23 protein-coding genes and 1 tRNA gene are annotated in these 26,668 nt (G+C 39.4%); 8 read left to right on the top strand and 16 right to left on the bottom strand.

Annotated elements, in window-relative coordinates:
* Window positions 1–35 precede the first annotated feature (35 nt).
* Both BVH04_RS04680 and BVH04_RS04675 read right to left on the bottom strand, forming a co-directional pair.
* Entirely contained in the window at window positions 36–1,061 is a 1,026-nt protein-coding gene (locus BVH04_RS04680) for a hypothetical protein (protein ID WP_086540169.1), read from the bottom strand.
* A gap of 106 nt (window positions 1,062–1,167) precedes the next feature.
* A complete protein-coding gene (locus BVH04_RS04675; protein WP_086540168.1) occupies window positions 1,168–1,731 on the bottom strand; it encodes a hypothetical protein in 564 nt (187 codons plus the stop codon).
* Between the two features lie 161 nt (window positions 1,732–1,892).
* On the opposite strand from BVH04_RS04675, the gene BVH04_RS25370 reads away from it, so the two are divergent.
* The 3 genes from BVH04_RS25370 to BVH04_RS04660 all read left to right on the top strand — a co-directional run bounded on the left by BVH04_RS25370 (window position 1,893) and on the right by BVH04_RS04660 (window position 3,947).
* Window positions 1,893–2,036 (top strand): hypothetical protein, encoded by a 144-nt coding sequence (locus BVH04_RS25370; protein ID WP_169714357.1) that lies wholly within the window; start codon window positions 1,893–1,895, stop codon window positions 2,034–2,036.
* A 70-nt stretch (window positions 2,037–2,106) separates the two neighbouring features.
* Complete coding sequence (locus BVH04_RS04665; RefSeq protein WP_086540166.1) at window positions 2,107–2,316, top strand: YgaP family membrane protein; 210 nt, start codon at window positions 2,107–2,109, stop codon at window positions 2,314–2,316.
* Window positions 2,317–2,795: 479 nt separating this feature from the next.
* Entirely contained in the window at window positions 2,796–3,947 is a 1,152-nt protein-coding gene (locus tag BVH04_RS04660; protein WP_240510831.1) for an ATP-binding protein, read from the top strand.
* 66 nt (window positions 3,948–4,013) lie between these two features.
* Here BVH04_RS04660 and BVH04_RS04655 read toward each other — a convergent pair.
* From BVH04_RS04655 to uvrA, 4 genes are all read right to left on the bottom strand, one after another.
* A tRNA-Val gene (locus BVH04_RS04655) sits at window positions 4,014–4,088 on the bottom strand.
* A 262-nt stretch (window positions 4,089–4,350) separates the two neighbouring features.
* Window positions 4,351–4,668, bottom strand: coding sequence for a nucleotidyltransferase domain-containing protein (locus BVH04_RS04650; RefSeq protein ID WP_086540164.1), 318 nt, complete (start codon window positions 4,666–4,668; stop codon window positions 4,351–4,353).
* Complete coding sequence (locus BVH04_RS04645) at window positions 4,658–5,068, bottom strand: nucleotidyltransferase substrate binding protein (RefSeq protein ID WP_086540163.1); 411 nt, start codon at window positions 5,066–5,068, stop codon at window positions 4,658–4,660. The genes BVH04_RS04650 and BVH04_RS04645 overlap by 11 nt, the downstream gene beginning before the upstream one ends.
* A 525-nt stretch (window positions 5,069–5,593) precedes the next feature.
* Window positions 5,594–8,410 (bottom strand): excinuclease ABC subunit UvrA, encoded by a 2,817-nt coding sequence (gene uvrA / locus BVH04_RS04640; RefSeq protein WP_086540162.1) that lies wholly within the window; start codon window positions 8,408–8,410, stop codon window positions 5,594–5,596.
* 216 nt (window positions 8,411–8,626) lie between these two features.
* On the opposite strand from uvrA, the gene pnuC reads away from it, so the two are divergent.
* Together pnuC and BVH04_RS04630 are read left to right on the top strand one after the other, a co-directional pair.
* The gene (pnuC, locus tag BVH04_RS04635) at window positions 8,627–9,256 is read left to right on the top strand and encodes a nicotinamide riboside transporter PnuC (protein ID WP_086540161.1); all 630 of its coding nucleotides are present in this window, start codon (window positions 8,627–8,629) and stop codon (window positions 9,254–9,256) included.
* A gap of 187 nt (window positions 9,257–9,443) precedes the next feature.
* On the top strand, window positions 9,444–9,971 hold the full coding sequence (locus tag BVH04_RS04630) for an AAA family ATPase (RefSeq protein WP_086540160.1): 528 nt from the start codon (window positions 9,444–9,446) through the stop codon (window positions 9,969–9,971).
* A gap of 47 nt (window positions 9,972–10,018) precedes the next feature.
* Here the strand turns inward: BVH04_RS04630 and BVH04_RS04625 are convergent, their stop codons facing one another.
* From BVH04_RS04625 to BVH04_RS04605, 5 genes are all read right to left on the bottom strand, one after another.
* The gene (locus BVH04_RS04625; RefSeq protein WP_086540159.1) at window positions 10,019–11,104 is read right to left on the bottom strand and encodes a serine hydrolase domain-containing protein; all 1,086 of its coding nucleotides are present in this window, start codon (window positions 11,102–11,104) and stop codon (window positions 10,019–10,021) included.
* Window positions 11,105–11,493: 389 nt separating this feature from the next.
* On the bottom strand, window positions 11,494–11,691 hold the full coding sequence (locus BVH04_RS04620) for a type II toxin-antitoxin system VapB family antitoxin (RefSeq protein ID WP_086540158.1): 198 nt from the start codon (window positions 11,689–11,691) through the stop codon (window positions 11,494–11,496).
* A 128-nt stretch (window positions 11,692–11,819) separates the two neighbouring features.
* Complete coding sequence (locus BVH04_RS04615) at window positions 11,820–13,361, bottom strand: M20/M25/M40 family metallo-hydrolase (RefSeq protein ID WP_086540157.1); 1,542 nt, start codon at window positions 13,359–13,361, stop codon at window positions 11,820–11,822.
* 151 nt (window positions 13,362–13,512) lie between these two features.
* Window positions 13,513–14,412 carry a sugar phosphate isomerase/epimerase family protein gene (locus BVH04_RS04610; protein ID WP_205635787.1) on the bottom strand — a complete coding sequence of 300 codons (900 nt, stop codon included), beginning with the start codon at window positions 14,410–14,412 and terminating at the stop codon, window positions 13,513–13,515.
* A 176-nt stretch (window positions 14,413–14,588) separates the two neighbouring features.
* Complete coding sequence (locus BVH04_RS04605; protein WP_086540156.1) at window positions 14,589–15,413, bottom strand: alpha/beta hydrolase; 825 nt, start codon at window positions 15,411–15,413, stop codon at window positions 14,589–14,591.
* A gap of 591 nt (window positions 15,414–16,004) precedes the next feature.
* On the opposite strand from BVH04_RS04605, the gene BVH04_RS26580 reads away from it, so the two are divergent.
* From BVH04_RS26580 to BVH04_RS04585, 3 genes are all read left to right on the top strand, one after another.
* Window positions 16,005–16,163 (top strand): PIN domain-containing protein, encoded by a 159-nt coding sequence (locus tag BVH04_RS26580; protein ID WP_116116502.1) that lies wholly within the window; start codon window positions 16,005–16,007, stop codon window positions 16,161–16,163.
* Between the two features lie 99 nt (window positions 16,164–16,262).
* The gene (locus tag BVH04_RS04590) at window positions 16,263–17,174 is read left to right on the top strand and encodes a serine hydrolase (RefSeq protein ID WP_086540153.1); all 912 of its coding nucleotides are present in this window, start codon (window positions 16,263–16,265) and stop codon (window positions 17,172–17,174) included.
* A 58-nt stretch (window positions 17,175–17,232) separates the two neighbouring features.
* Window positions 17,233–17,856, top strand: coding sequence for a phosphatase PAP2 family protein (locus tag BVH04_RS04585; protein WP_086540152.1), 624 nt, complete (start codon window positions 17,233–17,235; stop codon window positions 17,854–17,856).
* A gap of 92 nt (window positions 17,857–17,948) precedes the next feature.
* On the opposite strand, the gene BVH04_RS04580 is transcribed toward BVH04_RS04585, so the two are convergent.
* The 5 genes from BVH04_RS04580 to BVH04_RS04555 all read right to left on the bottom strand — a co-directional run bounded on the left by BVH04_RS04580 (window position 17,949) and on the right by BVH04_RS04555 (window position 26,667).
* Window positions 17,949–18,977, bottom strand: a complete 1,029-nt coding sequence (locus tag BVH04_RS04580) for a PAS domain S-box protein (RefSeq protein WP_240510830.1) — start codon at window positions 18,975–18,977, stop codon at window positions 17,949–17,951.
* Entirely contained in the window at window positions 18,952–19,404 is a 453-nt protein-coding gene (locus BVH04_RS04575) for a response regulator (RefSeq protein WP_240510829.1), read from the bottom strand. Before BVH04_RS04575 ends, BVH04_RS04580 begins: the two co-directional genes overlap by 26 nt.
* Entirely contained in the window at window positions 19,385–21,754 is a 2,370-nt protein-coding gene (locus tag BVH04_RS04570) for a PAS domain-containing protein (protein WP_086540150.1), read from the bottom strand. Before BVH04_RS04570 ends, BVH04_RS04575 begins: the two co-directional genes overlap by 20 nt.
* Window positions 21,751–25,230 (bottom strand): PAS domain-containing sensor histidine kinase, encoded by a 3,480-nt coding sequence (locus tag BVH04_RS04565; RefSeq protein WP_086540149.1) that lies wholly within the window; start codon window positions 25,228–25,230, stop codon window positions 21,751–21,753. Before BVH04_RS04565 ends, BVH04_RS04570 begins: the two co-directional genes overlap by 4 nt.
* 288 nt (window positions 25,231–25,518) lie before the next feature.
* A complete protein-coding gene (locus tag BVH04_RS04555) occupies window positions 25,519–26,667 on the bottom strand; it encodes an aldose epimerase family protein (protein WP_086540274.1) in 1,149 nt (382 codons plus the stop codon).
* Window position 26,668: the final 1 nt, after the last annotated feature.

Here is a 26,668-nt window from a genome sequence, read left to right as displayed (position 1 = left end):
GAATTTTGTTTCCTGCAGAGGGAGAGGGAAGAAATTCAGTCTTTGCTGCCAAATTGGGATGGGATGTATTTGCTTTTGATAGTAGTGTAGAAGGAGAAAAGAAGGCAAAAATATTGGCGTTGAAAAATGGAGTCTGTATCGATTATCGAGTGTTCTCTGCTCTTGGCTTTAATCGCATTACCAAAAAATGTTACAATGCTTTTGGAATCCTTGAACCGTTGAATAATCCTGCCATAATAATCTCTCAGGTTAGAGTTTCTGCTTTCCTTATCCTGACGATTTTTCTCAATGATTGTAGGTAAGCTTACCATAGGGGATCCTACATAAGAATCCATGAATTCATTAAGCGATAGCTCGTTTCCTATGATATCAGTCCTTTGAAGATCAGCGGATATTTCCTGAAAAGTCTGTGTAGATGAATCGTAATGGAACGCGACTATCTGACCGAATTTCTCTACAGCGATATAGCTTTGCTTAGCCATTCTGGAAGCAATGTATCTAAGTCCGACTTCATTGTTTACCACATGGTTTGAAACTGTTTCAGTAACCTCAACCTCATTCTCGATTTCTTCTTCAAAAAGCAAATCAGGTTCCGGCTCAATCTCTTCTTCAATCTCAGGATCTACATTGCCTTTTTTATTTTCTTCCGGAAGTTCTTCTTCTCTCTTTCCAAGAACTGGCTCCACAAAAGTCCTCTGGATATAAGCATCAAGCTTCTCAATTGTATCAATAGGATTGGCTTGATCTCCAATCTTGATATCCATTTCAAACATGAAATTCGAGAACGAATCCGCACTGATGTTTTTAACAATATCTATCTTTTCCTGAACTCCAGAACCTTTGTATTTGGATATTAAAACAGGAAGGAATCGCATGTAGTTACCAATATAAACCAAGGCGCTTTCGTAATTCACTCCTTGATTCATTAGCTTTCTCCAAAGGTCAGCGACCATTTCTTTAGGGTCTACTATCCCTTTGCTGATCTGTTGACCGATTGCTAACTGTACTAATTTAATGAAATGATCTTCACCGAGAAGTCGGCAGGTGGATATAGCTCCCATATATTGAATAAGTATATTTTCTGATTATATTATAATGATAACAGATATTAAACAAACAAAAAAAGCCATCCCGTTAAGAATGGCTTCCCTGTTGCTTCATTAAAGCTTAATTACAAATGTTCTCAAAAGTGACATCTGAATCCATGTCGAATGAAGATAAGTCCATATCTGCTACTGCTATCATCGCTTCCATTCCCGTTAAAACAGAGGCTCCAGCAGCTACTTTTCCTTCTGGTGTCAGTGTATCAGCTTTTCCTGTATCAGGTCCTACAGGAAGAATTTCATTGTTCTCAGGATCGTTTTCGTTAGGATTCATATCTGGTTTTATTTTTGTGGTTATTGGTAAAGCTACTTTTTTCTCAGCCAACTCACCCAACATGTCCTTTATTTCGTAATTATTATCTATCAGATTCACAGAATCAGGGAGAAGATTTCCTTCCTTGTCTTTCGCTTTAAAGTTAAACGGCGGGAAACTGATAATGTCCTCAGACATTGTAACAGGGACAGAAGTAATGTTTCCATCACTTACCATCACCAAACCTGCTTTTTCTCTACTTTCAGCCACATACAATGACTTCAGTGATATAAAGTGAGCAAACGGATCACTGGCGTCTTTAACTTCAATATCGGTGTAAACCATATCCAACCAGATACTTTGATGCCATCGCATTTTTCCATACCTACTTTCCTGAAGCCAAAAGACGTCTTTATCATCAAAAATTAAGTGCGCTCCTTATCGAAGGCGGAATTCTAATTTTGGAGTGTTTTAGTAAAAACCATCTAAATTTTCAGAAACATAATCCGAATGCAGGCGGACCAAAAGATGTGAGTATGCTTTTTGATTTGGAAGAAATCAAAGAGGATTTTGCGGATTTTGACTTTATTGAGGCATATGAAACAGACACCAATTTAGAGGAAGGTAAATATCATGTGGGCACTGCTTCTGTAATCCGGATTTTTGCAGTCAAAAAATAGGAAAATATACTTAGTGGACTTTATCAACAGAGCAAACAATTAGATTTTAAATAAATAAACTTAAAAAACTATGAAAAAGAACATGGGTTCCGCGGACAAAATTATTCGCTTGTTACTTGCAGTAGGTGTAGCTGTGTTGTATTTCACAGGTACAATTTCTGGCACTTTGGCCATAGTATTAGGTGTGTTGGCTGTCGTTTTTGTGGCCACCTCATTTATGAGCTTTTGCCCTTTGTATTTGCCATTTGGGATTAGTACTTGCAAAAAGGCCAGCTCATAGAGTTTTCTATAGCCGAACTATCGTTTTCTATCTAAAGCCTAGTTAATCACAGCTTACTTTTTTCCTAGTAGAGAGGACTAGTCCATTCTATCTTCTGTAGTTGAATTCTTCGGACGTAGACTTACAGAAACGCATTCTTATAGTTGCAATATAAAAAGCACAAATAATGAGACTTTCGCTAAAGTTGAATTGGCTTAAATAATTTTAAATGAGTATCCGTGATCTTGCACGTATCAATAATATATTTGGTTTTCACATGTAAAATTACCCCTAGCCCCTTTGGAAAGGGGGAGTAGCCGAAACTTATCCTCAAACATTGATTCCAAACATTTTTGTGCACCATAGCGAACAGTCATATAATTTTACCATGAAAATCGTAAATCTAACCTTTCGATTTTCACGGTAAAATATTTCTGATATGAAATAAAATTTTATATTTACCATGAAATCCGTAAATCAAACTTTCGATTTTCATGGTAATGGATAGGCGAATACTTCCACTTCTTCAGGAATATCTCTCGATTTTTCCTGCTGTTGGGCTTTTGGGACCAAGACAGGTGGGGAAAACTACGCTAGTCAGGAATCTGGCTTTGGATAGAGATAGTATTTATCTCGATCTGGAAAAAGCTTCTGATCGCGCGAAGCTGAAGGATGCTGAGCTTTTTCTTAAAGATCATGCTGACAAAACGGTGATCTTGGATGAAATTCAGCTAATGCCCGAATTGTTTGCAGAGCTCCGAAGCCTGATAGATGAGCAGCGTGAGCCGGGGAGATTTATTCTCTTGGGTTCAGCTTCGCCTGATTTGATTCGAAAAAGTGCGGATTCGCTGGCTGGCAGAATTGGATACTTGGAGCTAACACCTTTTTACTTGGGAGAAGTAGATGCTAGCGAACTTGAAAAGCTCTGGATGAGAGGTGGTTTTCCACTGTCATTTTTGGCAAAAAGCGAGAGAGAATCCCAGCTTTGGAGACAGAACTTTATCAAGACTTATCTAGAAAGAGACTTGGCGCAGATAGGATTGAGTACTGATCCTAGGCTGGTAGAGCGTTTTTGGATGATGCTTGCCAATGCTCAGGGAGGAATCTGGAATGGTGAAAGTTTCGCACGTGCGCTGGGAATCACACGTCCGACCGTTAATCGCTTTCTGGAATATCTGGAAGGCTCTTTTATGGTGCGGGTGCTACCGCCATTTCATCACAATATCAAAAAGCGCCTCGTAAAATCTCCCAAGGTTTTTATCCGTGATGCGGGTTTGTTGCATTCGTTGGCAGGAGTGGATTCGATGGATGCCTTGAAAAATCAGGTCTTAATTGGTGCTTCTTGGGAGGGATTTGTGATTGAGCAGATTACAGCAACTTTCGGAGCAGCATACGAATACTATTTCTACCGTACGCATCAGGGAGCGGAATGTGATCTGCTTTTGGTGAAAAACGGGGTAGTCAAGACGGCTATTGAAATCAAGAATACACTTTCCCCTAAACTCACGAAGGGTCTTCAAATCACCATGGAAGATACGGGAGCGGAAGGGGGATTTGTGATCTGTAGAATCGATCAGGGCTATCCGCTATCGGAAAAGGTGAGGGCGGTGGGGTTGTGGGAGTTTTTGGGAAGAAGGCCACAAAGACAGTGAAGCAATAAGTTAAAAAAGAAAAGGCGCGAAAACATTTGTGCCTTAGCGCCTTCGTGATAATTCTTGTGGAACCTGAGGGATTCGAACCCCCGACCTCTGCTCTGTCAAAGCAGCGCTCTAAACCAACTGAGCTAAGATTCCATTAACGATTCGAAGATATGAAAAATTGGATGGGGAAATCAAGCGCAATACACCAAGTTTGATATTTCTTGGAAGATGAATTAAACCTACTTTATCATGGAAATCAAATGTTTGATTCTCATGGTAAAGTTTCTCAAATAGGCCGACTGATTCAAGCCTGCCTGCAGTAGGTATATCTTATGAATTTGACTTACTGAAATGTCTGAATAAATCCAATACTATGGGTAGGTGAAATTGATCCGGTAGATTTCACCTCATTTTATTAAGAACTCCGACTATAAACCTCAATTCCAACTCGATCTATATGCACCAGTAAATCGGATTCTTTGACAGCGTTGTAGTTCAGCACATCAAACTTATATGGCATATTAGTTTCTTCGTTCAGCAAATAGCTGATTTGGCTTACAGTGTCAAAATCCATCTTATCACCTTTAAGTGCGATATCCACATCACTTCCATTTTTGAAATTTCCCTTGGCGCGACTCCCAAAAATGTAAGCCTTTTCAACTTTAGGATGATTGCTTAGCACGCCTGAAATTGCTTCTACATCTGCATCCAAAAGTCCGAATTTATTTTTCATCTAGTTTTTGTTTGAAACTGTTTCGCAAGGCGTTCAATAGTGGAAAATATTTATTGCTAATCAATTGCTCCATATCAGTAGCTTTTTGCTCATCGTAGGTATGTGCAGTCAAGTTTCTATCCTGTAATAGATCCATCCAATCATGACCATTTTCAAGCATTCCCATCTCGAAAGCTTTCTTTAGCGCACTTCTAGGTGATTTGATGTCTACAAAACCTTGCTCCTCCAAGTAATCCTTCACCATATTCCAGGCTAATTCAAAACTCATTTCAAAAAATTGAATTATCCCTGCTTTTTGGACAATGTCAGGATTGGGAATTTGAAATGCATTTTCCAAATGGCTCATTGCTTTGCTGAAATTAGTAAAGCGCTGTTTCCAGCGTATATCTTCGTTAGACATTGTGTAATGGGTCTTTCTACGGTTCAAGCTAAAATAGGTGTTTATTTTTTCTTAAAGTCTTTTTTAACCACGGTGGACGCGGAGGTTTTCACAGAGGACGCAGTTAGTAAAGATTCCTAAGATCAGTACCCGTTCTGGTTCAAGACTGCCTTCCGCGGAAAGGTCTTCAGACTGCTAATCTCTAACTCAGAAAAATGATTATATCCAAGACAAATCAAGTCTTCGGCATGAGGGGTTTAATAAAGCCTTACTAGAAAAAGCAGTCTGAAGACTGCAATGTAGTTAGCACAAGTCAGAAGACTTGCGCTAATATGAATTGATAAAAGCTTTCTCCACAAACAGATTGCTTCGCTTTGCTACCTATGACAGAGTGTATTATATTTTGAGATTTGAAAAATTTCAGCATTTAATTCTGAAAACCATAGCTAAAACAGTAACCCTGTCATCTCCTTTTTGTATATTTTCTGAATTTTCAAGACTCGCAATGACGATGAACCTTTGCGCCGTTGCGCCTTGGCGAGAGACTTACACAAAAGCCTCCCTCAAGTACTTCGCAGTATAATTCCCCTCTTCCTTCATCATATCCTCTGGGGTACCTTCGAAAGTCAGATAACCGCCTTTATTTCCGCCTTCAGGTCCTAAGTCTATCACCCAATCTGCAGATTTGATCACTTCGGTATTATGCTCGATGATAATTACTGAGTGACCTTGATCGATCAGCGCATTGATGGAGTGGAGGAGTTTTTTGATGTCGTGGAAGTGAAGTCCGGTGGTAGGTTCATCGAAGATAAAGAGAATGTGATCACCGTGTTTGGTACCGCCTTTTCCTAAGAAGGAAGCCAGTTTCACTCGCTGTGCCTCACCGCCAGAAAGCGTATTGGAGCTTTGACCCATGCCAATATAGCCCAAGCCTACTTCCTGAAGGGGTTGTAGTTTATTGATGATTTGAGTTTTTCCTTTAAAGAAATCCAACGCTTCATCGATGGTCATATGCAACACATCCGAGATATCTTTGTCCTTATACTTCACATCCAGAATCTCGTTCTTGAATCGCTTGCCTTTGCAGGATTCACAAGTCAGGTGGATATCTGCCATGAACTGCATCTCTACAGTCGTGATTCCCTCGCCGGCACAGTTTTCACATCGGCCTCCGTCCACGTTAAATGAGAAAAACGCTGGTTTGTAGCCTCGCTGCTTAGATATTGTTTGCTCAGAGAAAAGCGTTCTGATCGCATCATAAGCCTTCACATACGTGACAGGATTGGAGCGGGAAGACTTTCCGATAGGGTTTTGATCTACAAATTCCACCTGAGAGATAGATTTATAGTCACCTTCGATCTTGTCATATTTTCCGCTTTCATCGATGACCGTTCCCAGCATTTTGCCCAAAGCTGGATAAAGCACTTTCTTGATCAACGTTGACTTTCCAGAACCTGAAACACCAGTCACAACTGTAAGTGTGTTCAGTGGGAATTTGACAGAAATATTTTTCAGGTTGTTTTCTCTAGCACCTTTGACTTTGATAGCGTCTTTCCACTTTCGATTTCCATCTTTTTTGAAAATCAACTCTTCACCTCGCAAATATTTGGCAGTGTGAGTCTGTGCTGAAGTCATCAGTTCTTCAATAGAACCTTGGAAAAGTAATTCTCCGCCATGAACACCTGCATCCGGCCCAATGTCGATGATCTGATCGGCAGCTTTCATCACTTTTTCCTCGTGCTCTACTACGATCACGGTGTTGCCCATGTCACGAAGAGATTTCAGCACATCCACCAATCGATCCGTATCTCTAGGGTGAAGACCAATACTTGGCTCATCCAGAATATACATGGAACCTACCAGCGCCGAACCCAAAGAAGTAGCCAATTTAATTCGCTGAAATTCTCCTCCGGAAAGTGAGGAAGTCAAGCGATTTAAGGTCAAATAACCCAAGCCAACCTGATCCATATATTCCAAACGACTCTGGACTTCTTTCAGCAGTCGATTAGCAATTTTTGCCTGATGTGGAGGAAGTTCCAGCGTATTGAAAAATGGCAAAGCTTCATCAATCGGCATCAATACAATGTCAATGACGGATTTGTCGGCAATTTTGACGTATGAGGCATCTTTGCGTAAGCGTGTTCCCTTACAATCCGGGCAAGTCGTGCGACCACGAAAACGTGAGAGCATCACGCGATATTGAATCTTATATGTTTTGCTTTCCAGATCTTGGAAAAAAGCCTCCAAGCCTTTGAAATATTTATTCCCAGTCCAAAGGAGTGCTTTTTCCTTTTCATTCAGATCCTCGTAAGCTCTGTGAATTGGAAAGTCAAACTCTATTCCTTTTTTCAACAAAGGCTCCAACCAGCTGCGGGAAGATTCTCCCCGCCAAGGAGCAATTGCTCCTTCGTAAACTGAAAGATCTTTTTCAGGAATGACCAGATCAGGGTCTATTCCAAGCACATTTCCAAAGCCTTCGCAGGTTCGGCAAGCACCGTATGGATTGTTGAACGAGAAAAAGTTGACAGTGGGAATTTCGAATTGCATGCCATCGAGTTCGAAGCGATCAGAAAAACTCTTGGTTTCTTTTTCGGGTATGGTGATTTTGCAATCTCCGTGACCTTCGAAAAGTGCCGTTTGCACGGAATCGGCAATTCGGAACTGATTGTCCTCATCTTCTTTGTGAACTGCAACGCGGTCGATTAGGATCTCATAGTGCCCTTTTGGGATCTTTTTTTCCTGCAGCAAATCTTCTACAAAGTATGCTTCATCATCGATCAAAATCCGGGTATAGCCCTTTTGCAAAAGCAATTCAAGCTCCTGATTGATCTTCCTTCCACGCTCGATTTGCAAGGGACAAGAAATCATGACTTTTGATCCTTCTTCAAAAGACTGGACGTAGTCCACGATGTCTGTGACAGTATGGTGTTTTACCTCCTTGCCAGAAATTGGCGAGATGGTTTTCCCCACTCTGGAGAAAAGTAGCTTCAGGTAATCATAGATCTCTGTGGTCGTTCCGACTGTTGATCTAGGATTTTTGGTGTTGACTTTTTGCTGGATTGCGATCGCCGGAGCCACGCCTTTGATGTATTCTACGTCAGGTTTTTCCATCCTGCCGAGGAACTGCCGTGCATAGGAACTGAGGCTTTCCACATACATCCGTTGGCCTTCGGCGAAAAGTGTATCGAATGCAAGAGAAGATTTACCAGAACCTGAAAGTCCGGTAATCACTACAAATTTATTTCGGGGAATCGCGACGCTCAGGCTTTTTAGGTTATTCACCCGGGCATTTTTGATGATAATGTATTCCTTGGGATCGAGGGAGTCGATGTCTGTTTTAGCGGATAAAGTGCTCAAAGTCATAGCTGGCAAAGTTACGAAAGGAACAGCCAAAGTCTGGAAAAAGTTGGTAAGGTTGTTTATTTAATGTTGTCAGGTTCTCCTATTTTCGTTCGAAAGGTTCCTTTGTGTAGTCGAATTTCGAGAATACAAGGCAATCATGAGAACCTTGATATACGCAGATTTTCCAATTCGCAACCGCGGACAAGTACTTTCAATTTTAATTCTTTTCTTCGCAATATGGAATTACAATACCTGCTAGACGGATTGGCTGAAGGCCTTCAGAATATGACTTGGCTAGAGGCTTTCGCGGTATTTTTAGGAATTGCATCGGTGTTTTATTCCATGAGGGAAAATATCTGGGTGTATCCCACCGGGATTATTTCCACACTGATTTACGTTTGGATTTGTCTACAATACAAGCTTTACGCGGATATGGGGATTAACGCCTACTACTTCAGTATGTCGATTTATGGCTGGTATGTGTGGACTCATCCCAAAGAAGGGAAAGCTGAATTACCTGTCACCTGGCTGAAGGCGAGTGGCTGGGCAGTATCTATCGGTATTTTCGTCGCATCCTACATTATTTTGTCTTACGTGCTGGTCAATTTCACGGATAGCGATGTGCCTTATTGGGATTCGTTTACGACAGCTTCAGCATTTGTAGGAATGTGGCTGATGGCTAAAAAGAAAGTGGAAAACTGGATATTCTGGATTTTGACGGATGTAGTAGCTGTACCACTCTATTTTTACAAAGGGTTAGTATTGACATCTTTTCAGTACCTATTCTTCACTATTTTAGCAATTATGGGATTAATTGCATGGATCAAATCAGCGAGGAAAAATAAACATGAAGTGGTATTAGTATAGAGTTGAACGAAGAGCAGTAAGTAGGGCTTCGATCCCGATAGCTATATGGGACGCTCAGCCTGACACTTAACGACGAATAAACGAAATTGAACTTCAATCTTTGTTCACTAACATAATTGAAATATCACTCTGTGTTCCTCCGCGATAATCTCTGTGGCCTCTGTGGTTAAAACCGAATTAATAAAAAATGTCAAACCCAAAACGAATTTTAATCCTTGGCCCAGAATCCACAGGGAAAAGTACCTTAGCCGAAGATCTAGCCAAATATTTTGGAGAGCCTTGGGTGCCTGAGTATGCGAGAGAGTACCTTGAGAATTTGGGTAGAGAATACCGCTATGAGGATATGATCGAAATCGGGAAAGGACAGGTTGCTTTGGAAGATGCTATCGCTGAAAATGCGAACAATTATCTTTTTTGCGACACAGATCTGCGAGTTATCCACATTTGGTCAGAGCATAGATTTGGGAAAACAGATCCTTGGGTAATGGAACAAATAGGCAAAAGGACCTATGATTTGATCTTGCTTACGAATACAGATTTGCCTTGGGCGCCAGATCCTCAACGAGAATATCCCGAGTTGGAGATGCGACAGTATTTTTTCAAAAAGTACCTTCAATTAGCAAAGGATAGCGACTTTCCGTACTCGATTATTTGCGGAGATCGAAAGAAAAGGCTAGAGACAGCTGTGGAGGTTATAAATCAACTTGAGGCTTAGATTTCTTTAATTTTGTCAATTTTGAAATCTTCCAATTTCAAATCTCTTTACCATTTTCCCAACGAAAGAGTGGCCGCCTCTACGATTCTCATCAGGTCTGGATGAGCATTGTTATTCAGGATAATGATCGTTTTGTTTTCTTCGATGAAGCGAACGATGATGGTTTTGTAGCCGGGATTATCACCGGTATGCATGACCATTTTTCCGAAGGGACTTTTGGGCTCGATCTCCCAGCCAAATCCATAGTAGCTTCTTCTTTCATCATTCAGCCTAAAAGGTGTAAAAGCCTCATCTAGTGTTTCCTTTGAGACCAATTTGTTGGAGTAAAGAGCCTGATCCCATTTCAGCAGATCTTCGGCATTGCTGCTGACTCTTCCCGGGCCTTTTCTGTTGCCCAGCCATACGGTGTAATCAGAAGAGTGGAAAGTATTGGCATTGACATACTTGCCATTTTCATCTTTTAGGTGGCCTGCGGCAAAAGTCTGAACCTTCGCTTTTTCCTCCAAGGATCGAATGTCTGTACTTTTCATTTTCAATGGGTGAAATATCCATTCCCGAATCAGATCTACAAAATCTTTTCCAGTGGCTTTTTCCACAATGCTAGCAAGCAAAACATAGCCAGTATTGCTGTATTCGTATTGGTCGCCTGGTTCAAATGATTTGACAGGAGCATATTCTCTCAGGTATTCGAGAATATCCGGATTCCCTGCCACTTTGCTTTTGTCCCAATGCTCGTCCATGACGGCCTGATAATCTGGAAGACCACTAGTATGGGTGAGCAGATTTCGAATTGTGATTCCCGGGTAGGGAGTTTCTATGTATTTTGAAAGTGGCTCGTCAAAATTCAATAGCCCTTTTTCCTCGCACATCATCACCATCATGGCAGTGAATTGCTTAGAAACTGATGCTAATTCGAAGATATCATCTTCATGCAGCAAAATGCGGTTTTCGTATGTCCGCATTCCTATTGCTTCTTCGAAGAGTATTTTTCCATTTTCTGCAACGAGAATCACCCCAGAAAACCCTTCTTTTTCGGCTCTCTCAAACGCTTCTTTGAGTATCTTCTGCTGGGCAATTATGTTGGTCTGGAAGGAAACAAAAGCCAAAAGTAAGAGTGTGAGGAATCTGTACATGACAAGGGGATTTGTCAGGAATTTACGAAACCTTTAGCTATTGCACTAATGAGAGGGCAAAGTGCTTTATAATTATTATGTATGTACGCTTTTTTGCCTGTAAGCGAATTCTCTTTGGTCAATGGGTTGTAACTCCGATTACCGATGATCGAAGTAAACCAGAATTCAAGGTGACTTTGAATTTTTAACCCTTTAAATTTTCAACTGGCAAGATTCCGTATAATCACAATAATTAAAAAAATAGCTGTGGGATTAAGGCTGGATTAATTCATATTTCAAAAACCTGGTGCAGAATACATCATTTTTAATAAGGTTATCTAGATACTCAATATTACCAAACTTGAAATATTGAATTCATACTGAACTATCTACTAGTACTCGATATTTGTTCATGAATCCCTCTCTCTTAACCTATCAAGATCTAAATCCAAGTCGATAGTCCCTTTCATACTCAGGAGCCGTTTTCGTTTGATCAATTTAATCTGCTCTTCCAGTACTTCTCTGACGGCTTGGTTTTTTGTAGCTGCTCCTGTTAGCTCCATTATTTCGTCTAGTAATTCAGATGGAATATCTAAAGTTGTTCTCATTATTTATGATGCTGTTTGGCGTGATTATTCACGCAATGTAAGCGACGTGTTGATTCAAAAAATGTTCAAATGAAAAAAAGCCACGGAATTTTCCCCGTGGCTTTGATAATATAGCATGAGGCATATGATTACTCTACGCCACCTTTTCTAGTAGGAGAGCGTACAGCAGGCCATTCTGTAGGCTCGCCATTTCTTCCGATAGGAATTCTTACTTCCTTAGAAACCATTCCTTCTTCTTCACTTGCCATGTACACCATAATAGCTGCCATGATCACATTGTTTTGTACATCGTCAAAGATGATTTTGTCATACGTATCCAAGTTGGTGTGCCAAGTATAGTTATAGTAAGACCAGCTCAATGAGCTCAAAGAAAATGCAGGGACGCCAGCTGCTACGAAGGAAGCATAGTCAGATCCACCACCTCCTGGATTGCCAGGGAAGCTGGTTTCGATGTCTTTGGTGATTTCACGAGGAACTTTAGACATCCATCTGCCTAGATATTCGTAGCTATCCACGAAGCCCTGTCCTGATACATTGGCTACACGACCAGTTCCGTTGTCCTGGTTGAAAAGGGCTTGAATCTTAGGCATCATTTCTGGATGATCTTCTACGAATGCTCTAGAACCATTCAATCCTTGCTCTTCAGAACCCCAGTGTCCTACCAAGATTGTTCTCTTTGGATTTGGATATACTTCTTTCAAAACGCGCATCACTTCCATCATCATGATGGTACCTGTGCCGTTGTCAGTTGCACCAGTACCGCCATCCCAAGAATCGAAGTGTGCAGATAGCACCACATATTCATCAGGCTTCTCAGTTCCTTTTATTTCAGCGATGGTATTGAATGTTGGCACCATGCCATTCTCCTTGGATTGTGCATTTAGGTTGATCACCGGCTTCTCACCACCTTCAACCAATCTGAAAAGTAATCCGTAGTCCTCTAGTGAAAGATCTACAGTTGGTACTTTTTTGGTAGATGCAGAGAAAATCTTGTTAGCTCCGAATCCTTGAGACCAGTAAGAAGTAATGATTCCTAGAGCGCCTGCATCTTCCAGAGCTGTTGGTAAATCTCTACGTCCTTTACCTGTTTTCTGAAGTCTTTCATTCCAAGCTCTGCCAGAAGCCGTACGCTCTTCTTTCATTTTTGAGAAAGACTCTTCTGTAGCGAATTCCTCCCAATTGTAATCTGGTCGACCAGTCACCTGAGGAGCTGAAATCATTACATACTTGCCTTTTACAGAGGGAAGCCATTTTGCGAAAGCAGCAGAATCTGCCAACTCAGGAATCATAACGACTTCACCTTGAGCTCCGCCTTTTGGTGAAGAAGGGCTCCAAGCGAGTTGCATGCCTGCAAGAGATCTAGTCCAAGGAGCCACCATATCGATGTGCGTGATTCCTCTTTCCCAGCCTCTCCATTCGCCCCATTGCTCATTGCGAGCTTCGATTCCCCAACCTTTATATTTGGCTACGGCCCAATCGTGCGCTTTCTTCATTTGAGGAGTCCCAACCAATCTCGGCCCGATACCATCCATCAATTCATGTCCGATCTGCTTCAGCTGTGAGTTCTCAGTTTCTTCTTTAATGATCTTATCAATCACCTCATCTTGAGCTTGGACATTGCTGCCGAAAAGCAGCATCAGACCCATGCCTAATAAGTATCTCTTTTTCATATTTGGTTTATTTAGTATTTAAAATTATTGCTTAGAACTGTGATTTCCGCACCGTTGGTGGATTAGTGTGCTATGCTAGGGTGTTGTTTCCACAAAGTGAAGTGTCAACTACTAGGACTGGTTATCACTGGAGAAATGTTTGCTAAGTTGATTAGGCAAACAAATGGATCAAGTTCTTTTTGAAGTATTCAGCACTTTCTTTTACACTTTGGATAGGGTTTTGGGCAAAATTGCCACCCTGTTCGATGTAGTAATATTCCATTCCAGAGAGAGAAGCGTCTGGGATGATTTTAGTATAATCGATTGATCCATTTCCCATTTCCGTGTAGTCTCTGCTAATTTTATCCATGTCTTTGATATGCCACATCACAAATCTGCCGGGAGATTTCAGGAAAAGCTCATGCGCAGTATATGGAGAGCTATGTGCTATCCAGTAGAGATCTATTTGAAGTTTGACTAATTCTGGATCTGTATTCTGCAAAATGATGTCATAGCCAATCTCTCCATTGTGATCAATAAACTCAAAATCATGGTTGTGGTATGCAAAACCAAGTCCGGCTTTATTCACACGCTCGCCGATTATATTTAGCTTATCTACTAAGGATTTAAACTTTTCAATAGAGCGAGACTCAGGATCTAGCCAAGGCCAAGTAATGTATTTTTGACCAAGAGCATGAGCTCCGGCTATGCTTTGATCTGTGTACCGCAAAAGCTCTTCATTAGATCCGTTGAAATACTTGGTAAAGTCATAATGACCGCTGGTACTTTCCAGCGAATTGTCCTCCAAAACTTTCTTGAAATCTGCCGCAGGCATTCCATAGAATTGCTGTGATTGCCCATCATATCCGTAAGTTTCGGTGTCCTGATAGCCAAAACCTGCAATAGTTTTCAGCGCTTTTATAGGGTCCTCAGCCATGGGGGCTCTAATAGTATAAAGCTGAAGTCCCATTTTGTAATTTTTTGCCTTGGGGACATTGAAACTAGCTAGTCCAAAACTGGCAGCTGAGACGGCAAGTCCAGTCTGCTTTATGAAATCTCGGCGGTGAAGCATTGTGTAAGGTTAGGTTTAAGTTGAAAACTCAGCGTTTTCAGGCTAGCTAACTTCTGAGTTGTTTTTAAAGATACAAATTGAACCATCAAAAGGAGCTTTAAAGCCACGAAGCAATTTTGAATCTATCTCATAGATAGGATACTAAAATCATTTACAGACCCAGAGCATGGAAGATGCTATTTCCCTTTTTCAAAATATTGATGAAAAAACAATAGTTGATACTGCACCGCGTCAGCCCAATACTCCCAAGTATGACCTCCCGGACCACTCATAAATGAATGAGGGATGTTGTTATAGGCTAGTTTTTCGTGGAGCTTCACATTGACGTCGTAGAAGAAGTCCTCTGTGCCGCAACTGATGATCAGTGCTAATCTATTTGGGATTAATCTATTGCTTTGATACATCACTGAGTATTCTTCCCAGCGCTCGGGATTTTGGGCTTTGGTGCCTAGGTACTTTTTCATCTCCCAGTTTTCTGGAAATGGTCCGATATCCACACCGCCACTCAGACTTCCGGCAGTTCCAAAAGTATCTTGATGGCGAAATGCGAGATAAAGCGCACCATGTCCGCCCATACTTAAGCCGGTAATCGCCCTACCTTCTCGACTCTGAATAGTGCTGTATTCTTTGTCGACAAATTCTATCAATTCTTTTCCTACATAGGTCTCATACTTGGAATTCTCAACTTCCGGACTGTCCCAGTACCAGCTTCCAAAGTTTCCGTCAGGCGTCACGATGATCATCCCATACTGATCTGCGTAAGACTCTAATAGTGGAACTTGGCCTAGCCACGCCTTGTAGTCTCCCGAATAGCCATGGAGCAAATAAACCACCGGGTAATCCTTGGATTCGCTATAATCTTTGGGCGTAATTACCACTGCCTTGATTTCTTTTTGCATAGCTGAGCTGAAAGTTGCGACTGTGTCCACGCTTGCCAGCGCATGAAGGGAAATCAAGCAGAAAAAAGCAAGTGCTAGTAAGAAGGGAAATTTGGATTTCATTTTTAGTGGTGGTTTTTAGTTTGAGTAAAGTAAAAATGGTGAGGATTGATTGGATTTGCTGGCTAAAAATCAAAAAAGCTTCTGGAAACAAAGAATTTCTTCCTCTCTGTAGATTTTCAAGCCACCTTACTCTTGGTAAACTAATCTCAAATGGGAAGTATCCATTAAATTCCCTTGAAAACCAATGCATCAATTTCCGAGGCTTGAAGTCAACAATTCGAAGTGGAAGTGGAGGATCCATTGACAAGTCAAATGCAAAAAATATTGCAGAAATTCTTCAAAAGAAACTGAAGAAATCGCCCTAATCTGGCAATCTCTCAAAGCATTTTGGGAAGCTCAAGCGTGATCTGGATGGGTTGGAATATCAATTGGAAGTAAGAGAAAGTGAAGTTTGATTTTATTGCTGAAACCAATTTTTTGATTTATATCCATGAAGGAAATGAGTTTGTAAAGCCATTTTTAGAATACAATTTTGGCATTTCATTTATTTCAGAAGTTGAGTTACTAGGATATAAAGGAATTTTGGAGACGGAAGAAATTTTGCTTAATGCCTTAGTAAAAGATTGCTTTCTAGTGAAATGAAAAGCTAGAATCAATGATCTTACAATTCATCTGAAACGAAATTATAACATCAAATTACCAGATGCTATCATTGCTTCGACTTCCTTATTATATGAAATACCTCGAGTTACAGCAGATAAGGGCTTCGCAAAAATAAAAGAACTAGAACTAGTGCTTTTAGAAATTTAGTAAAACAGAGGTTTAATTAGAATTGAATACTTCGATTTTTCAGACTTTAATGCTAACCTTGACAGGAAAGCAATTCCATAGACTCTCAAGCTCATTAATATGCATCCAATCAAGACTATCATTTCCCTTTTAATTGCTTTTGCTTTTCTGTTTTCTTGCCAAGAAAAATCCACCAGAATAGCCGATTTGCAAACCACCGTCCAGTCGCAAATGGATTCAATCCAAGGAGATGTAGCGGTAGCTTTTTACAATTTGTCAGAACCTAATGACAGTTTGCTGATCAAAGCAGGCGAGGAATTGCATGCCGCTAGCACGATGAAAGTGCCGGTAATGATCGAGCTCTTCAAGCAAGCCAAGGAAGGAAAAATAAATCTCGACGATTCGATTCTGCTGAAAAATGAATTCAAAAGTATAGTCGATAGTAGTCTTTACAGCATGGACATTGGAATGGATAGCGACGATGTGATTTATAGCAAGATCGGTACTACGGTAGCCCTGAGAGACTTGATGTACAGCATGATTACGGTGAGTAGCAATTTGGTCACCAATGTATTGATAGAGTTAGTTGGAGCCAAAAATGTAACTGCAACCATGCGGGAGTTGGGCGCTGACAAAATCGAAGTTCTGAGAGGAGTCGAGGATACCAAAGCGTATGAATTAGGATTGAGCAACTCCACAACTGCCAAGGATCTCATGATCATAATGAAAGCTATCGCTGATAAAACGGCTGGAACCGAAACTGATTGTGAACAGATGATTGCTATCATGAAGGACCAGCAGTTCAATACGATCATCCCTTTTTATCTTCCTGAAAACGTTAAAGTGGCTCACAAAACCGGTGCAATCACAGCCTTACACCATGATGCGGGGATCGTCTATTTGCCAGATGGTCGCTCATATGTGTTGGTTTTACTTTCCAAAAATCTAAAAGATTATGATACCGGAACGGAGCAATTAGCTGGAATATCTAAGACTGTGTATGAGTATATGATGAGCTCTGAAGAGAAGTAATACTATCACAATTGTCAACTATTCAGTTTTACTTGGGAGGGGATTTTGCTAAAAAGCTATGAAAAAATTAATCAGTTTACTGCTCTTCCTTTCGGTTTCAGTTCCAGGCTTTTCTCAGAATCTTGATATCGATATTTTAAAAAATATCAATCTAAACAGAAATGAGAACCTGGATCCTTCTTTTCAATTTATCAGCAACACTGTCACTCCTATCAGCATAGCTACGCCTGTTATTATCCTATCTGTAGGGCTCTTGGAAAAAAATAAAGAAACCACTCAAAAAGGTTTATTTATTGCAGAAACTCTCCTCGTTTCCACCTTTATCAACACCGCATTTAAATACAGCGTAAATAGACCCAGACCCTACGAAACTTATATTTTCATAGAGAATGTGCTTGATCCCGATACACCCTCTTTTCCCTCTGGCCATACCTCAGCGGCATTTGCCACAGCTACCACTTTGAGTCTCAGTTATCCCAAATGGTACATTATCGCCCCTTCATTCTTGTGGGCTTCGACAGTGGGATATTCAAGAATGGATTTGGGGGTGCATTATCCCAGTGATGTACTGGTGGGTGCTGTGGTCGGTGCCGGTAGTGCATATCTCTGCTATTTTATCAATAAGAAAGTATTTCATAAAAAAGGAGATAGCTTACTTAGGAGAAAGTCAAACTATCCGTAGAAACCAAATTGGAAGGGTCAGAGACAGTTTATGAAGATATGGTGGGGAGGATGAGTGATAAATTAAATTTGAAGTAGTCTCACATTATTTGACTATTCTCGACTGGAAATCTTTTCTGCCTTCGCGTTGATATCTCTGACGATTTTATCTAATTCTAAAGCAGCAGCTTGGATGTATTCAAGTAGGTCGTTGGTTTCACTTTCACCTTCATCTTCTGAAACCTCCAATAGATTTACCAATCCCAGCAGCCTTGCCAAGGGAGCTCTCACCACGTGTGATTGCACCCAAGCTATCTCTTTAAAGGCGTCATTTTGCTCTTCAATTTTCCTGATATATTTAAGATTTTCGGTGATATCATTTACTAAAACTAAGCCGGCATCTTTGCTGTTGATTTTGACTATGGCAGGATTAATTTCTACATCTATGATCTCTCCGTTTTTTTTTATATGTCTTGTTATCCGCTGATCATTTGAAATATTTTTTTCCCAGAACCCCTCTTCAGCTTGTGGTAATTTATCGGCTTCTTCTTTTGGGCGAAAATCAAATAAGTTCTTGGATAATAATTCCTCCCTCGTGTAGCCATATTTTGAAATTGTAGCTTGATTTACATCTAAGACTTTTAAAGTTTCCAAATCATATACAATAATGGGAGAGGGATTTAATTGGAAGAGGTCGGAGAATTTACTTCTGGATTCTTTCAGTTCAGAAATAAATTTGACCCGTTGAATATTGTAGAGCAAGCTTTTATAAAGGATCGCAGGAGACAAATCATCTTTGAGCAAATAATCTGAAGCCCCCAATGCTAAAGACCGGATTCCAAATTCCAAATTGGAAAAGCCTGTCAAAACTACCACTGGAATTCCTACAGCTCTGTTGATGATATCCAACACTAATTCTTCTCCAGATTTATCAGGAAGTGAAAGATCGAGAAATACAATGTCAAATTGATATTCAGCATTTTCCAAATAATTGCTGGCAGCTTTGAAGCTTTCGGCATGTTTGGTGTTTAAATTAAGAAGTGAATCAAAGAGATATTCCTCTATCAGCACAAAATCTCCAATGTTGTCCTCAACTACTAAAATATGGTAATGCTCTTCATCTTTTGCCATTGCGCTCTTCATTTGGAAGTTTAAGTGTTGATAACCAAAACTCCACAATTTTACTGACCACTTTCACGTACTCCTCAATTTCGATGGGCTTGATAATATAGCAATAAGCTTCCAGATTTTTGGCTTTAATAATATCCAACTCTGAAGAAGATGTAGTAAAAATAATCAAAGGGATTTTACCCAACGCAGAGTTTTCTTTTAGAGAAGGGATTACCTCGTACCCATTTTTTTTAGGAAGATTAATGTCTAATAAAATCAAATCTGGTAGATCATCAGAATTAGTTTTAGCAAGCCTATTAAGTAAATTTATTGCTTCGGCCCCGTCTCTTGCTATATCGATCTTATGTACAATTTTGGCATCGCTCAACGCTTCAGTTAATAACACGATGTCTCCTTCATTGTCCTCAACTAGCAAAAGATTAATTGGTTGAATTGCCATATCCTTTGAGAGTAAAATGAAACTTACAGCCTTTGTCTGGAGACTCTATCCAGATTTCCCCTCCATGCTGGCTTATTATTTTTTTGCATACAGCAAGCCCAATTCCTGTTCCAGAATATTCATCCTTACCATGCAAGCGACTGAATACATTGAAAACCTTATCAAAGTATACTTCATCAATTCCTATTCCATTGTCTTCAACAGTGATTTGGCAGAAACCTTCCACACTTTTAGAATAGATGGAAATTATTGGAATATTTCCTTTTTCTTGATATTTCAGTGCATTGGAAATCAAGTTGATAAAGACACTTTTAATAGGTGTCACCATTCCTGAAATTTCCGGTAAATCCCCCACATTTATTTGTGCCCTTTTTTCATCAATTAAATCCTTCTTGAGCACAATTACTTCTTCTACCAACCTAGTGAGATTTACTCGATCTAATTTACTTGCATCAAAACCAATACGGGAATACTCCAGTATATCGTCAATTAGAAAGCTCAGTCTTTTTGCTCCACTAACTGCGAAATTGATGTATTGGAGACCCTTTTCATCCAAAACTGGTGTATATTTTTTCTCCAAAAGCTGAAGGAAAGAACTAATCATCCTCAATGGTTCTTTCATATCATGAGAAGCCACGGATGCAAAAGATTTTAGCTCTTCGTTAGCCGATTGTAGTTTCAGGTTTGCAGTTTTGATTTCTTCTTCCCTCAGTTTTTTCTCGGTGATGTCTACATGTGTTCCAAACATCATTAGTGGCTTTCCATCCGGGGTCCAAGAGAAAACTTTTCCTCGATCTAATACCCAAACCCAATTTCCATTTTTATGCCTCATTCGGCACTCAGCTTCGTAGGAGTTACTTTTGCCGGCAAAATAATCTTTTAATAGTTTATTGGATTCTTTCATGTCCTCTGCATTAGAATAATCAATCCAAGTTTGGATGCTGATTGGTTCTAATTCTTTCAAAGTATACCCAATGATATTTGCCCAAGTTTCATTTAGAATGGTTTCACCTGTTTGTACATTCCATTCCCATGTACCAGCCTGTGTCCCTTCTATTAGATTAGAAAGCCTCTGCTTCTGGTTGTAAAGATCGATTTCTGCATTTTTTCTTTTTGTAATGTTTTGAGTTGAGCCAATCATTCTGATTGCTTTACCATCCTTATCCCGAATTATCAGCCCATTATCAATTACATAAAGTACTTCTCCATCTGCTTTTTTAAATCTGAATTCTTGAGACCATTTATCCTCCTTTCCCAAAAGGGTATCTTTTAAATTCTTCTCAACAGTAGCTAGATCTTCTGGATGAATTTTTGATTTCCAAAACTCATCTTTAGTTACATCTTCATTTCTCGAATATCCAAGAAGCTTATCGAAGTTATCACTACGAAAAGTATAACTCTTCTCAAGATCCCAATCCCAAATCACCTCTGAAGTTGCTTTTGTAGCCAGTTTAAATCGTTGATTACTCAGCCTGAGCTTGCGTGTAGTTTCCTTTACTTTTTTAGCTAGTTTTTTGGGTTGGTTAGCTAAATTAAATATTAAATAGCCAAGCAATAGGGCAAGCAATACTCTCAGCAGAATAAGGAAGCCTATAGAACTTAGCGCTTTGCTTGAGTTGAGCTGTACATGAATAATCCAGTTTCCTTCAGGGATTTTGATTTCCTTTATAGGGCCATTAGCTAAAGTAAAATCACTTAAGAGCAAAGATTTATCAACTGCACCAGTAGGGGAAAGCTTGAATAAATCAACTGTAAATTCTGGATTACTGTGCAAGCCATTGAAAACTTCGTCTATGAATTTTTGCCAATTAATTATAACTACTGCAAATCCAATGAAATTATTGTCTTCAAATATTGGCTGCCTCGCTATGATGGCTTCTCCGCCTTGTTTTAAAGCAACGGGGCCTGCAAAGAATATTTGTTTTTTTTCTATTGCTATGGTAGCCTCTTCAGACGAGGCAGAATCAGCTAAGATATCAAATCCAATAACGGATTCATTGCCAGTTAATGGGTAAGTAGCCACTATGACCCCGCTATCTAAATATTGTATTTGGTCAATTATTTCAATATTATCTATGATGCTCTTGCCTATTTCAACGAAGTTTTGCTCAATCTTATTCGTTTGAACCAAATATGCCAAAATATTTACTGAGGTATTGGACGTAGATATTACACTTTGTATCCTATTTTCAATGAGTTCCGCAGCCTGTGCTACCTTATTATTTTCATCGAGTTGGTTTATTTGATAATCTCTTAGAGAAAGAAAAAACCCAAACCACAAGAGGACAAAAAACACTAAAAACCCAAGAATTGCCGGGGATTTAAATAACAACATTTTTATTCTCTTCATGAACTAGCTGGTTTTTTCAAAGTGAAGTAAAAATTAGTACCCTCTCCCAGCTCAGATTCTGCCCAGATTCTACCTTCGTGAAGGTCTATTATTTTCTTACTGATAGCTAAGCCTATGCCTGTCCCAGTGTAAGTACCTTTTACATGCAATCTTTGAAAAATCACAAAGATCTTTTCCAAGTATTCTTGTTCTATTCCAATGCCATTGTCTTTGATCGAAAACTCCCATTCATTATCGCACTCAATGCCAGTAATCCATATTTCCGGCTTTTGACCCTCGGGCTGATATTTGATGGCATTTGAGATTATGTTTTGGAACAATTGTATTAAAGTACTTTTGTGTCCATAGACTTTTGGAAGGTGCTCTAGATGAAAAACAGGTCCAGTTTTATCAATATTTTTTTTCAAAAAAAGCAGAGAGGTATCTAGGATTTCTTTTGACTCAACCCATGATTTAGCTTCTTTAAAACTATCTAGTTTAGAAAATTCCAATAGGTCTAAAATTATCTCACGCATTCTATTCGCACCATCTATTGCAAAGTGAATGTATTTTTTCCCTTTCTCATCCAGAACAGCATCGTAGCGCTTTTCTATCAAACCCAAGAAACTGCTTATCATCCGAAGAGGTTCTTGCAAATCATGAGAAGCCACATAGGCAAACTGCTCCAGATCTTGATTAGATAGCAGTAATTCTCTATTTGCTTTCTTGAGGTTTTCATTCGTCAGTTCGACTTCCTGTTCTTTTTTCTTACGCTCAGTAACATCTCTCTGTATACCTATCCAGTGCGTGTACCACCCTTTCTCATCTGCCACAGGAATCACTGTTATATTGACCCAAAATGGGGTTCCATCTTTTCTATAATTAATCACCTCTACAGAAGTACTCTCCCAATTTCTCAGGTTTTTGCCTAATCGCTTGAGGGCATCTTGGTCTGAACCTATACCGTGAAGAATTTTAGGTGTCTTACCCAATACCTCCTCCGGTTGATATCCTGTCATTTCTATAAATGCCTTATTACAATAGATGATCTCATGACCTTTTTCACTTGGTTCTGCTTTGGTGATCAATATGGAATCTGTCGTATTTGTAACCACTGATTCTAAAAGGTTAAGATGCTTTTCTCTCTCCTTCTCTTGAGTAATATCTTGAATTGCACCAACTATTCTGACCGCTACTCCTTTTTTGTTTCTTATGATAATCGACTTTTCAATTACAAAAGCATAAAAACCATCATTCTTTCTAAAGCGATATTCCCCTGACCAATATTTCTGAGATGCATCTTGTATCGCTTTCTGGATACTAGTTTGGATTTCTTCAAAATTATCTGGGTGAATATTATTTGACCATAATTTCCCATCAACCTGATTTTGATTTACTGGATATCCAAAAAGTCTCTGAAAACCCTGACCTAAAAAGATGGTGTCTTTCTCCAAATCCCAATCCCAAATTGCATCTGAAACCGCTTCTGAAGCTAGTGTAAAGCGATCATTGCTGACTTTCAAAGCTTGCTCTGCCAAATACCTGTCAGTGTCATCAGACACAGTTGAAATCATCAAATTCAAGTCCGGTACAGGAATATTTTTTGCATTTACTATTTTTTCCTTTCCGTCCTTCGTGTTGATTTTTATTCCTTTCCAAGACATCCTTTCTGGAACCCCGCTTTTTACATCCTCAGAAATCTTTGTTTTTATCCAGTTGCGGTATTCTGGATTGGGATAGACATTTTCAAAAAAATCATTTACACTAACTAGTTCGGATTTTGGCCATCCGTAAATATCTTCAAAGGCTTTATTCATATAAGTGGCTTCCCCATCACTGATTTTGTTGACGGCTATTCCCATAGGGATATTGTTGAGAGTAGATTCTATAAAAAAATTTCTATCCCTGAGCTCAATTTCAATTTCTTTTTCTTTGGTGATTTCCTGGGCAGTTCCTCTGAATAAATTTATTTTTCCATTTTTATCTTGAATTATTTCTCCTTTTTCATGAATGTATTTAAATCTATTCCCCTCAAGAATAATTCTATAAACAACATCCAATTTCTTTTCCTGAATCAAAGCCCTGTTTTTATGATATAGAAACTCCTTTCGGTCTTCAGGATGTATTGACTGAAAGAAAAAATCAAAGTCTAAATTCTGAGAACTCTTTTTGACCTCCCATATTTTATACATCTCATCAGACCAAAAAACCCTTTTGGTATCCAAATCACTTTCCCAATAGCCAATTTTAGATATTTCTTGGCCTTTATGAAGTTGCATGATTTCAACTTTAATTTTTTCAGATGCAATTCTTTTTTCAGTTACATCTCTAGAAAAACAAGCCAAACCTACAATCTCACCATTTACCTCTATAGGAGTTATTTTTGTTTCAAAGAATGTAGAGAAATCTTGGTGCTTTGATTCTTCTTTCACCTCAATTTTTACATTCTTACCTTTTAGGGCTTTTTCATAATTGAACTTCCAAAATTCGATCTGCTTAGGTTCATAAAATTCATTGGATAAAAGATTTTCACCAGATTTGATATCCCAATGCAATGCTTTTTGCATGTTTTTAAAAAAAGCATTGTTGGCAGTAACTAGCTTGAAATCTCTATCTAAGCTCCAAATTAAATCTGGAGAGGAGTTTAGGATAGTTTGAATTCTGAATTTTTCCTCTATCTGTTTTTTTCTCAATTCTACCAGTTCAGTAACATCCCGCGCTATCCCCAAAACCTGATTAGTACCTTGCTTTATATTACCAGACCAATTAAGGTGGATGAGATTACCACTTGAGGCAATCAATCGTATTTCGAAATTTCTGATTTTCTCACCCTGTAATACGCTTTTAAACGCGACGTTGGTTTTTTCCAAATCTGGAGGATACAAAAAATCTACATAATGCTTTCCTAATAATTCCTTTTTAGAATATCCTAATGTCTCTAGTACGCTTTCAGAAACTTTAGCTATAAGTCCATTGGCATCAAACAAGAAAATCAGGTCAATTGAGTAATCTAATATATCACCCAGCTCGCTGGATGTAGTAACATACTGGCTTTCCCTACCTTTGAGATTAGTAATATCTTTAAATGTCCCTATTAAGAAATGAGGCTTCCCTTTTTCATCATATTCAATAACCCCTTCCGAAAGCACATGCCTAATTTCTCCCGAAGGCCATAAGATTCTTTTTTCCACTTGATATGGAATCCCTTTTTCAATACTTTCTTCTAAAGCTTCTCTGACATTATTTCTATCCTCTGGATGTATGACGGAAATACCAAGGTCAGTGCTTGGAGGATTTTTTTTGCGATCCAATCCACAGATCTTATAAAATTTATCAGACCATTGATTTTCTCCTGTTTGTAAATTGACTTTCCAAAACCCAATCCCAGATATATTTTCAATTAATTCAAATATCCCTTTTCCACTTTCACTCAAATTCATATAAGAAAATGAAGTTGGGCATATGTTATTTGAATTTTCTTTTTTTGGAAGTGACATAAGCGAAAGTTTCAAAATAAATTTGATTGAAATCTTTGGTTTCTTTCTCAATCAAACCCTTGATGGGTTCAGAAAAGTATAAAAAAAAACACTTTGCAAGGCCTTTTAGCCAAAAAAATGATTTTATTCTGGATATAATCCAATTAGAACTTGACGAATTGCTATTGGCTTTTTGACACAATTATTTAAACCTAAATGTTCTGTTAATCGAAGTGAGATTTTACTATTTTAAGAAACAGCCTTTTATGTTCTGCAAAATGGCTGAACATAAAGGCTTTAAGAATAGATTTAATTTAGCCCAAACTTATACACACAGGTCTGTTTGTATCTCTCGCCTGGCTTCAAGACCGTAGAAGGGAAATTCGGCTGATTCGGTGAATCTGGATAATGCTGTGTTTCCAAGCAAAATGCAGATCTCAGCGCATAGACCTTACCGCCTTTTCCTGTGGTACTTCCATCTAGGAAATTGCCGCTGTAAAACTGTATAGCTGGTTCGGTAGTCCAAACTTCCATCTCGATTCCAGTCTGTGGCGATGAGATCACAGCAGCTTGGGTCAAGTCATTTCCTGTTTTGTCCAATACCCAGTTGTGGTCATAACCTCCACCGAAGGTCAACTGCTCATTTTCCTGATCGATTCTCGCTCCGATTGTGGTAGCGGTAGTAAAGTCGAAAGGAGTTCCCTTCACAGCTGGAGTCTCACCTGTCGGGATCAGTACTTCATTCACTGGAGTGTATTTGCTGGCATTCAATTTAAGCGTGTGGTTCAGCACAGTTCCATTTCCTGCTCCATTTAAGTTGAAAAATGAGTGATGAGTCAGATTAACTGGTGTTGCCTTGTCAGTTTCAGCTTCGTAAGTGACTTTAAATTCATTGTCGTCAGTGAGCGTATAGATCATTTTCACTTTCAGTTCTCCAGGGAAACCTTCTTCTCCATCTGGCGAAGTGTATGTGAAGATCAGGCCATTTTCTCCCGACTTCTCTACATCCCAAATCACATAGTCAAATCCACCCGGTCCGCCGTGTAGCGTTTGTCCATTATTGTTGGTTGGCAATGTGTATTCTTCACCATCCAGCGTGAATTTCCCATTTGCAATTCGGTTGCCATAGCGACCAATAGCTGCACCGAAGTATTTCTCTCCACTGTTGAGGTATTCGTCAAGGGTTTCAAAACCCAAAACGACATCCACCAGATTTCCATCTTTGTCCGGAACCCAAAGTTGGGTAACTCTTGCGCCGAAGTTGGTGACGTTCATTTTCAGGCCGTTGACATTTTTGATCTCGTATGTTTCCACTTTTTTATTTTGAAATGTTGTGCCAAAAACCTGCTCTTGCTCAGGCTCCTCAGCTTTTGATTCTTCTTTTGGTTTGCTTTCGCAGCTATATAGTACAATCCCCAGCGCTACTGCACCAAGGATTTTATTGAAATGATTCTTCATT

The sequence above is a fragment of the Algoriphagus antarcticus genome (assembly GCF_002150685.1).
Lineage (GTDB): Bacteria > Bacteroidota > Bacteroidia > Cytophagales > Cyclobacteriaceae > Algoriphagus > Algoriphagus antarcticus.
The sequence above is the reverse complement of the archived record's forward strand: the minus strand, read 5'-3'. Positions and strand labels throughout refer to the sequence as shown.

Bases quoted from the DNA above. Each gene is read 5' to 3' on its own strand.
- BVH04_RS04650 (WP_086540164.1), bottom strand. From the start codon at position 4,668: ATGAAAAATAAATTCGGACTTTTGGATGCAGATGTAGAAGCAATTTCA.
- BVH04_RS04565 (WP_086540149.1), bottom strand. From the start codon at position 25,230: ATGTCACTTCCAAAAAAAGAAAATTCAAATAACATATGCCCAACTTCA.
- BVH04_RS04570 (WP_086540150.1), bottom strand. From the start codon at position 21,754: ATGAAGAGAATAAAAATGTTGTTATTTAAATCCCCGGCAATTCTTGGG.
- BVH04_RS04645 (WP_086540163.1), bottom strand. From the start codon at position 5,068: ATGTCTAACGAAGATATACGCTGGAAACAGCGCTTTACTAATTTCAGC.
- BVH04_RS04555 (WP_086540274.1), bottom strand. From the start codon at position 26,667: ATGAAGAATCATTTCAATAAAATCCTTGGTGCAGTAGCGCTGGGGATT.
- uvrA (WP_086540162.1), bottom strand. From the start codon at position 8,410: ATGACTTTGAGCACTTTATCCGCTAAAACAGACATCGACTCCCTCGAT.
- BVH04_RS04585 (WP_086540152.1), top strand. From the start codon at position 17,233: ATGAAAAAATTAATCAGTTTACTGCTCTTCCTTTCGGTTTCAGTTCCA.
- BVH04_RS04575 (WP_240510829.1), bottom strand. From the start codon at position 19,404: ATGGCAATTCAACCAATTAATCTTTTGCTAGTTGAGGACAATGAAGGA.
- BVH04_RS25370 (WP_169714357.1), top strand. From the start codon at position 1,893: ATGCTTTTTGATTTGGAAGAAATCAAAGAGGATTTTGCGGATTTTGAC.
- pnuC (WP_086540161.1), top strand. From the start codon at position 8,627: ATGGAATTACAATACCTGCTAGACGGATTGGCTGAAGGCCTTCAGAAT.
- BVH04_RS04605 (WP_086540156.1), bottom strand. From the start codon at position 15,413: ATGAAATCCAAATTTCCCTTCTTACTAGCACTTGCTTTTTTCTGCTTG.
- BVH04_RS04590 (WP_086540153.1), top strand. From the start codon at position 16,263: ATGCATCCAATCAAGACTATCATTTCCCTTTTAATTGCTTTTGCTTTT.
- BVH04_RS04620 (WP_086540158.1), bottom strand. From the start codon at position 11,691: ATGAGAACAACTTTAGATATTCCATCTGAATTACTAGACGAAATAATG.
- BVH04_RS04610 (WP_205635787.1), bottom strand. From the start codon at position 14,412: ATGCTTCACCGCCGAGATTTCATAAAGCAGACTGGACTTGCCGTCTCA.
- BVH04_RS04665 (WP_086540166.1), top strand. From the start codon at position 2,107: ATGAAAAAGAACATGGGTTCCGCGGACAAAATTATTCGCTTGTTACTT.
- BVH04_RS04580 (WP_240510830.1), bottom strand. From the start codon at position 18,977: ATGAAGAGCGCAATGGCAAAAGATGAAGAGCATTACCATATTTTAGTA.
- BVH04_RS04660 (WP_240510831.1), top strand. From the start codon at position 2,796: ATGGATAGGCGAATACTTCCACTTCTTCAGGAATATCTCTCGATTTTT.
- BVH04_RS04615 (WP_086540157.1), bottom strand. From the start codon at position 13,361: ATGAAAAAGAGATACTTATTAGGCATGGGTCTGATGCTGCTTTTCGGC.
- BVH04_RS04625 (WP_086540159.1), bottom strand. From the start codon at position 11,104: ATGTACAGATTCCTCACACTCTTACTTTTGGCTTTTGTTTCCTTCCAG.
- BVH04_RS04680 (WP_086540169.1), bottom strand. From the start codon at position 1,061: ATGGGAGCTATATCCACCTGCCGACTTCTCGGTGAAGATCATTTCATT.
- BVH04_RS04630 (WP_086540160.1), top strand. From the start codon at position 9,444: ATGTCAAACCCAAAACGAATTTTAATCCTTGGCCCAGAATCCACAGGG.
- BVH04_RS04675 (WP_086540168.1), bottom strand. From the start codon at position 1,731: ATGCGATGGCATCAAAGTATCTGGTTGGATATGGTTTACACCGATATT.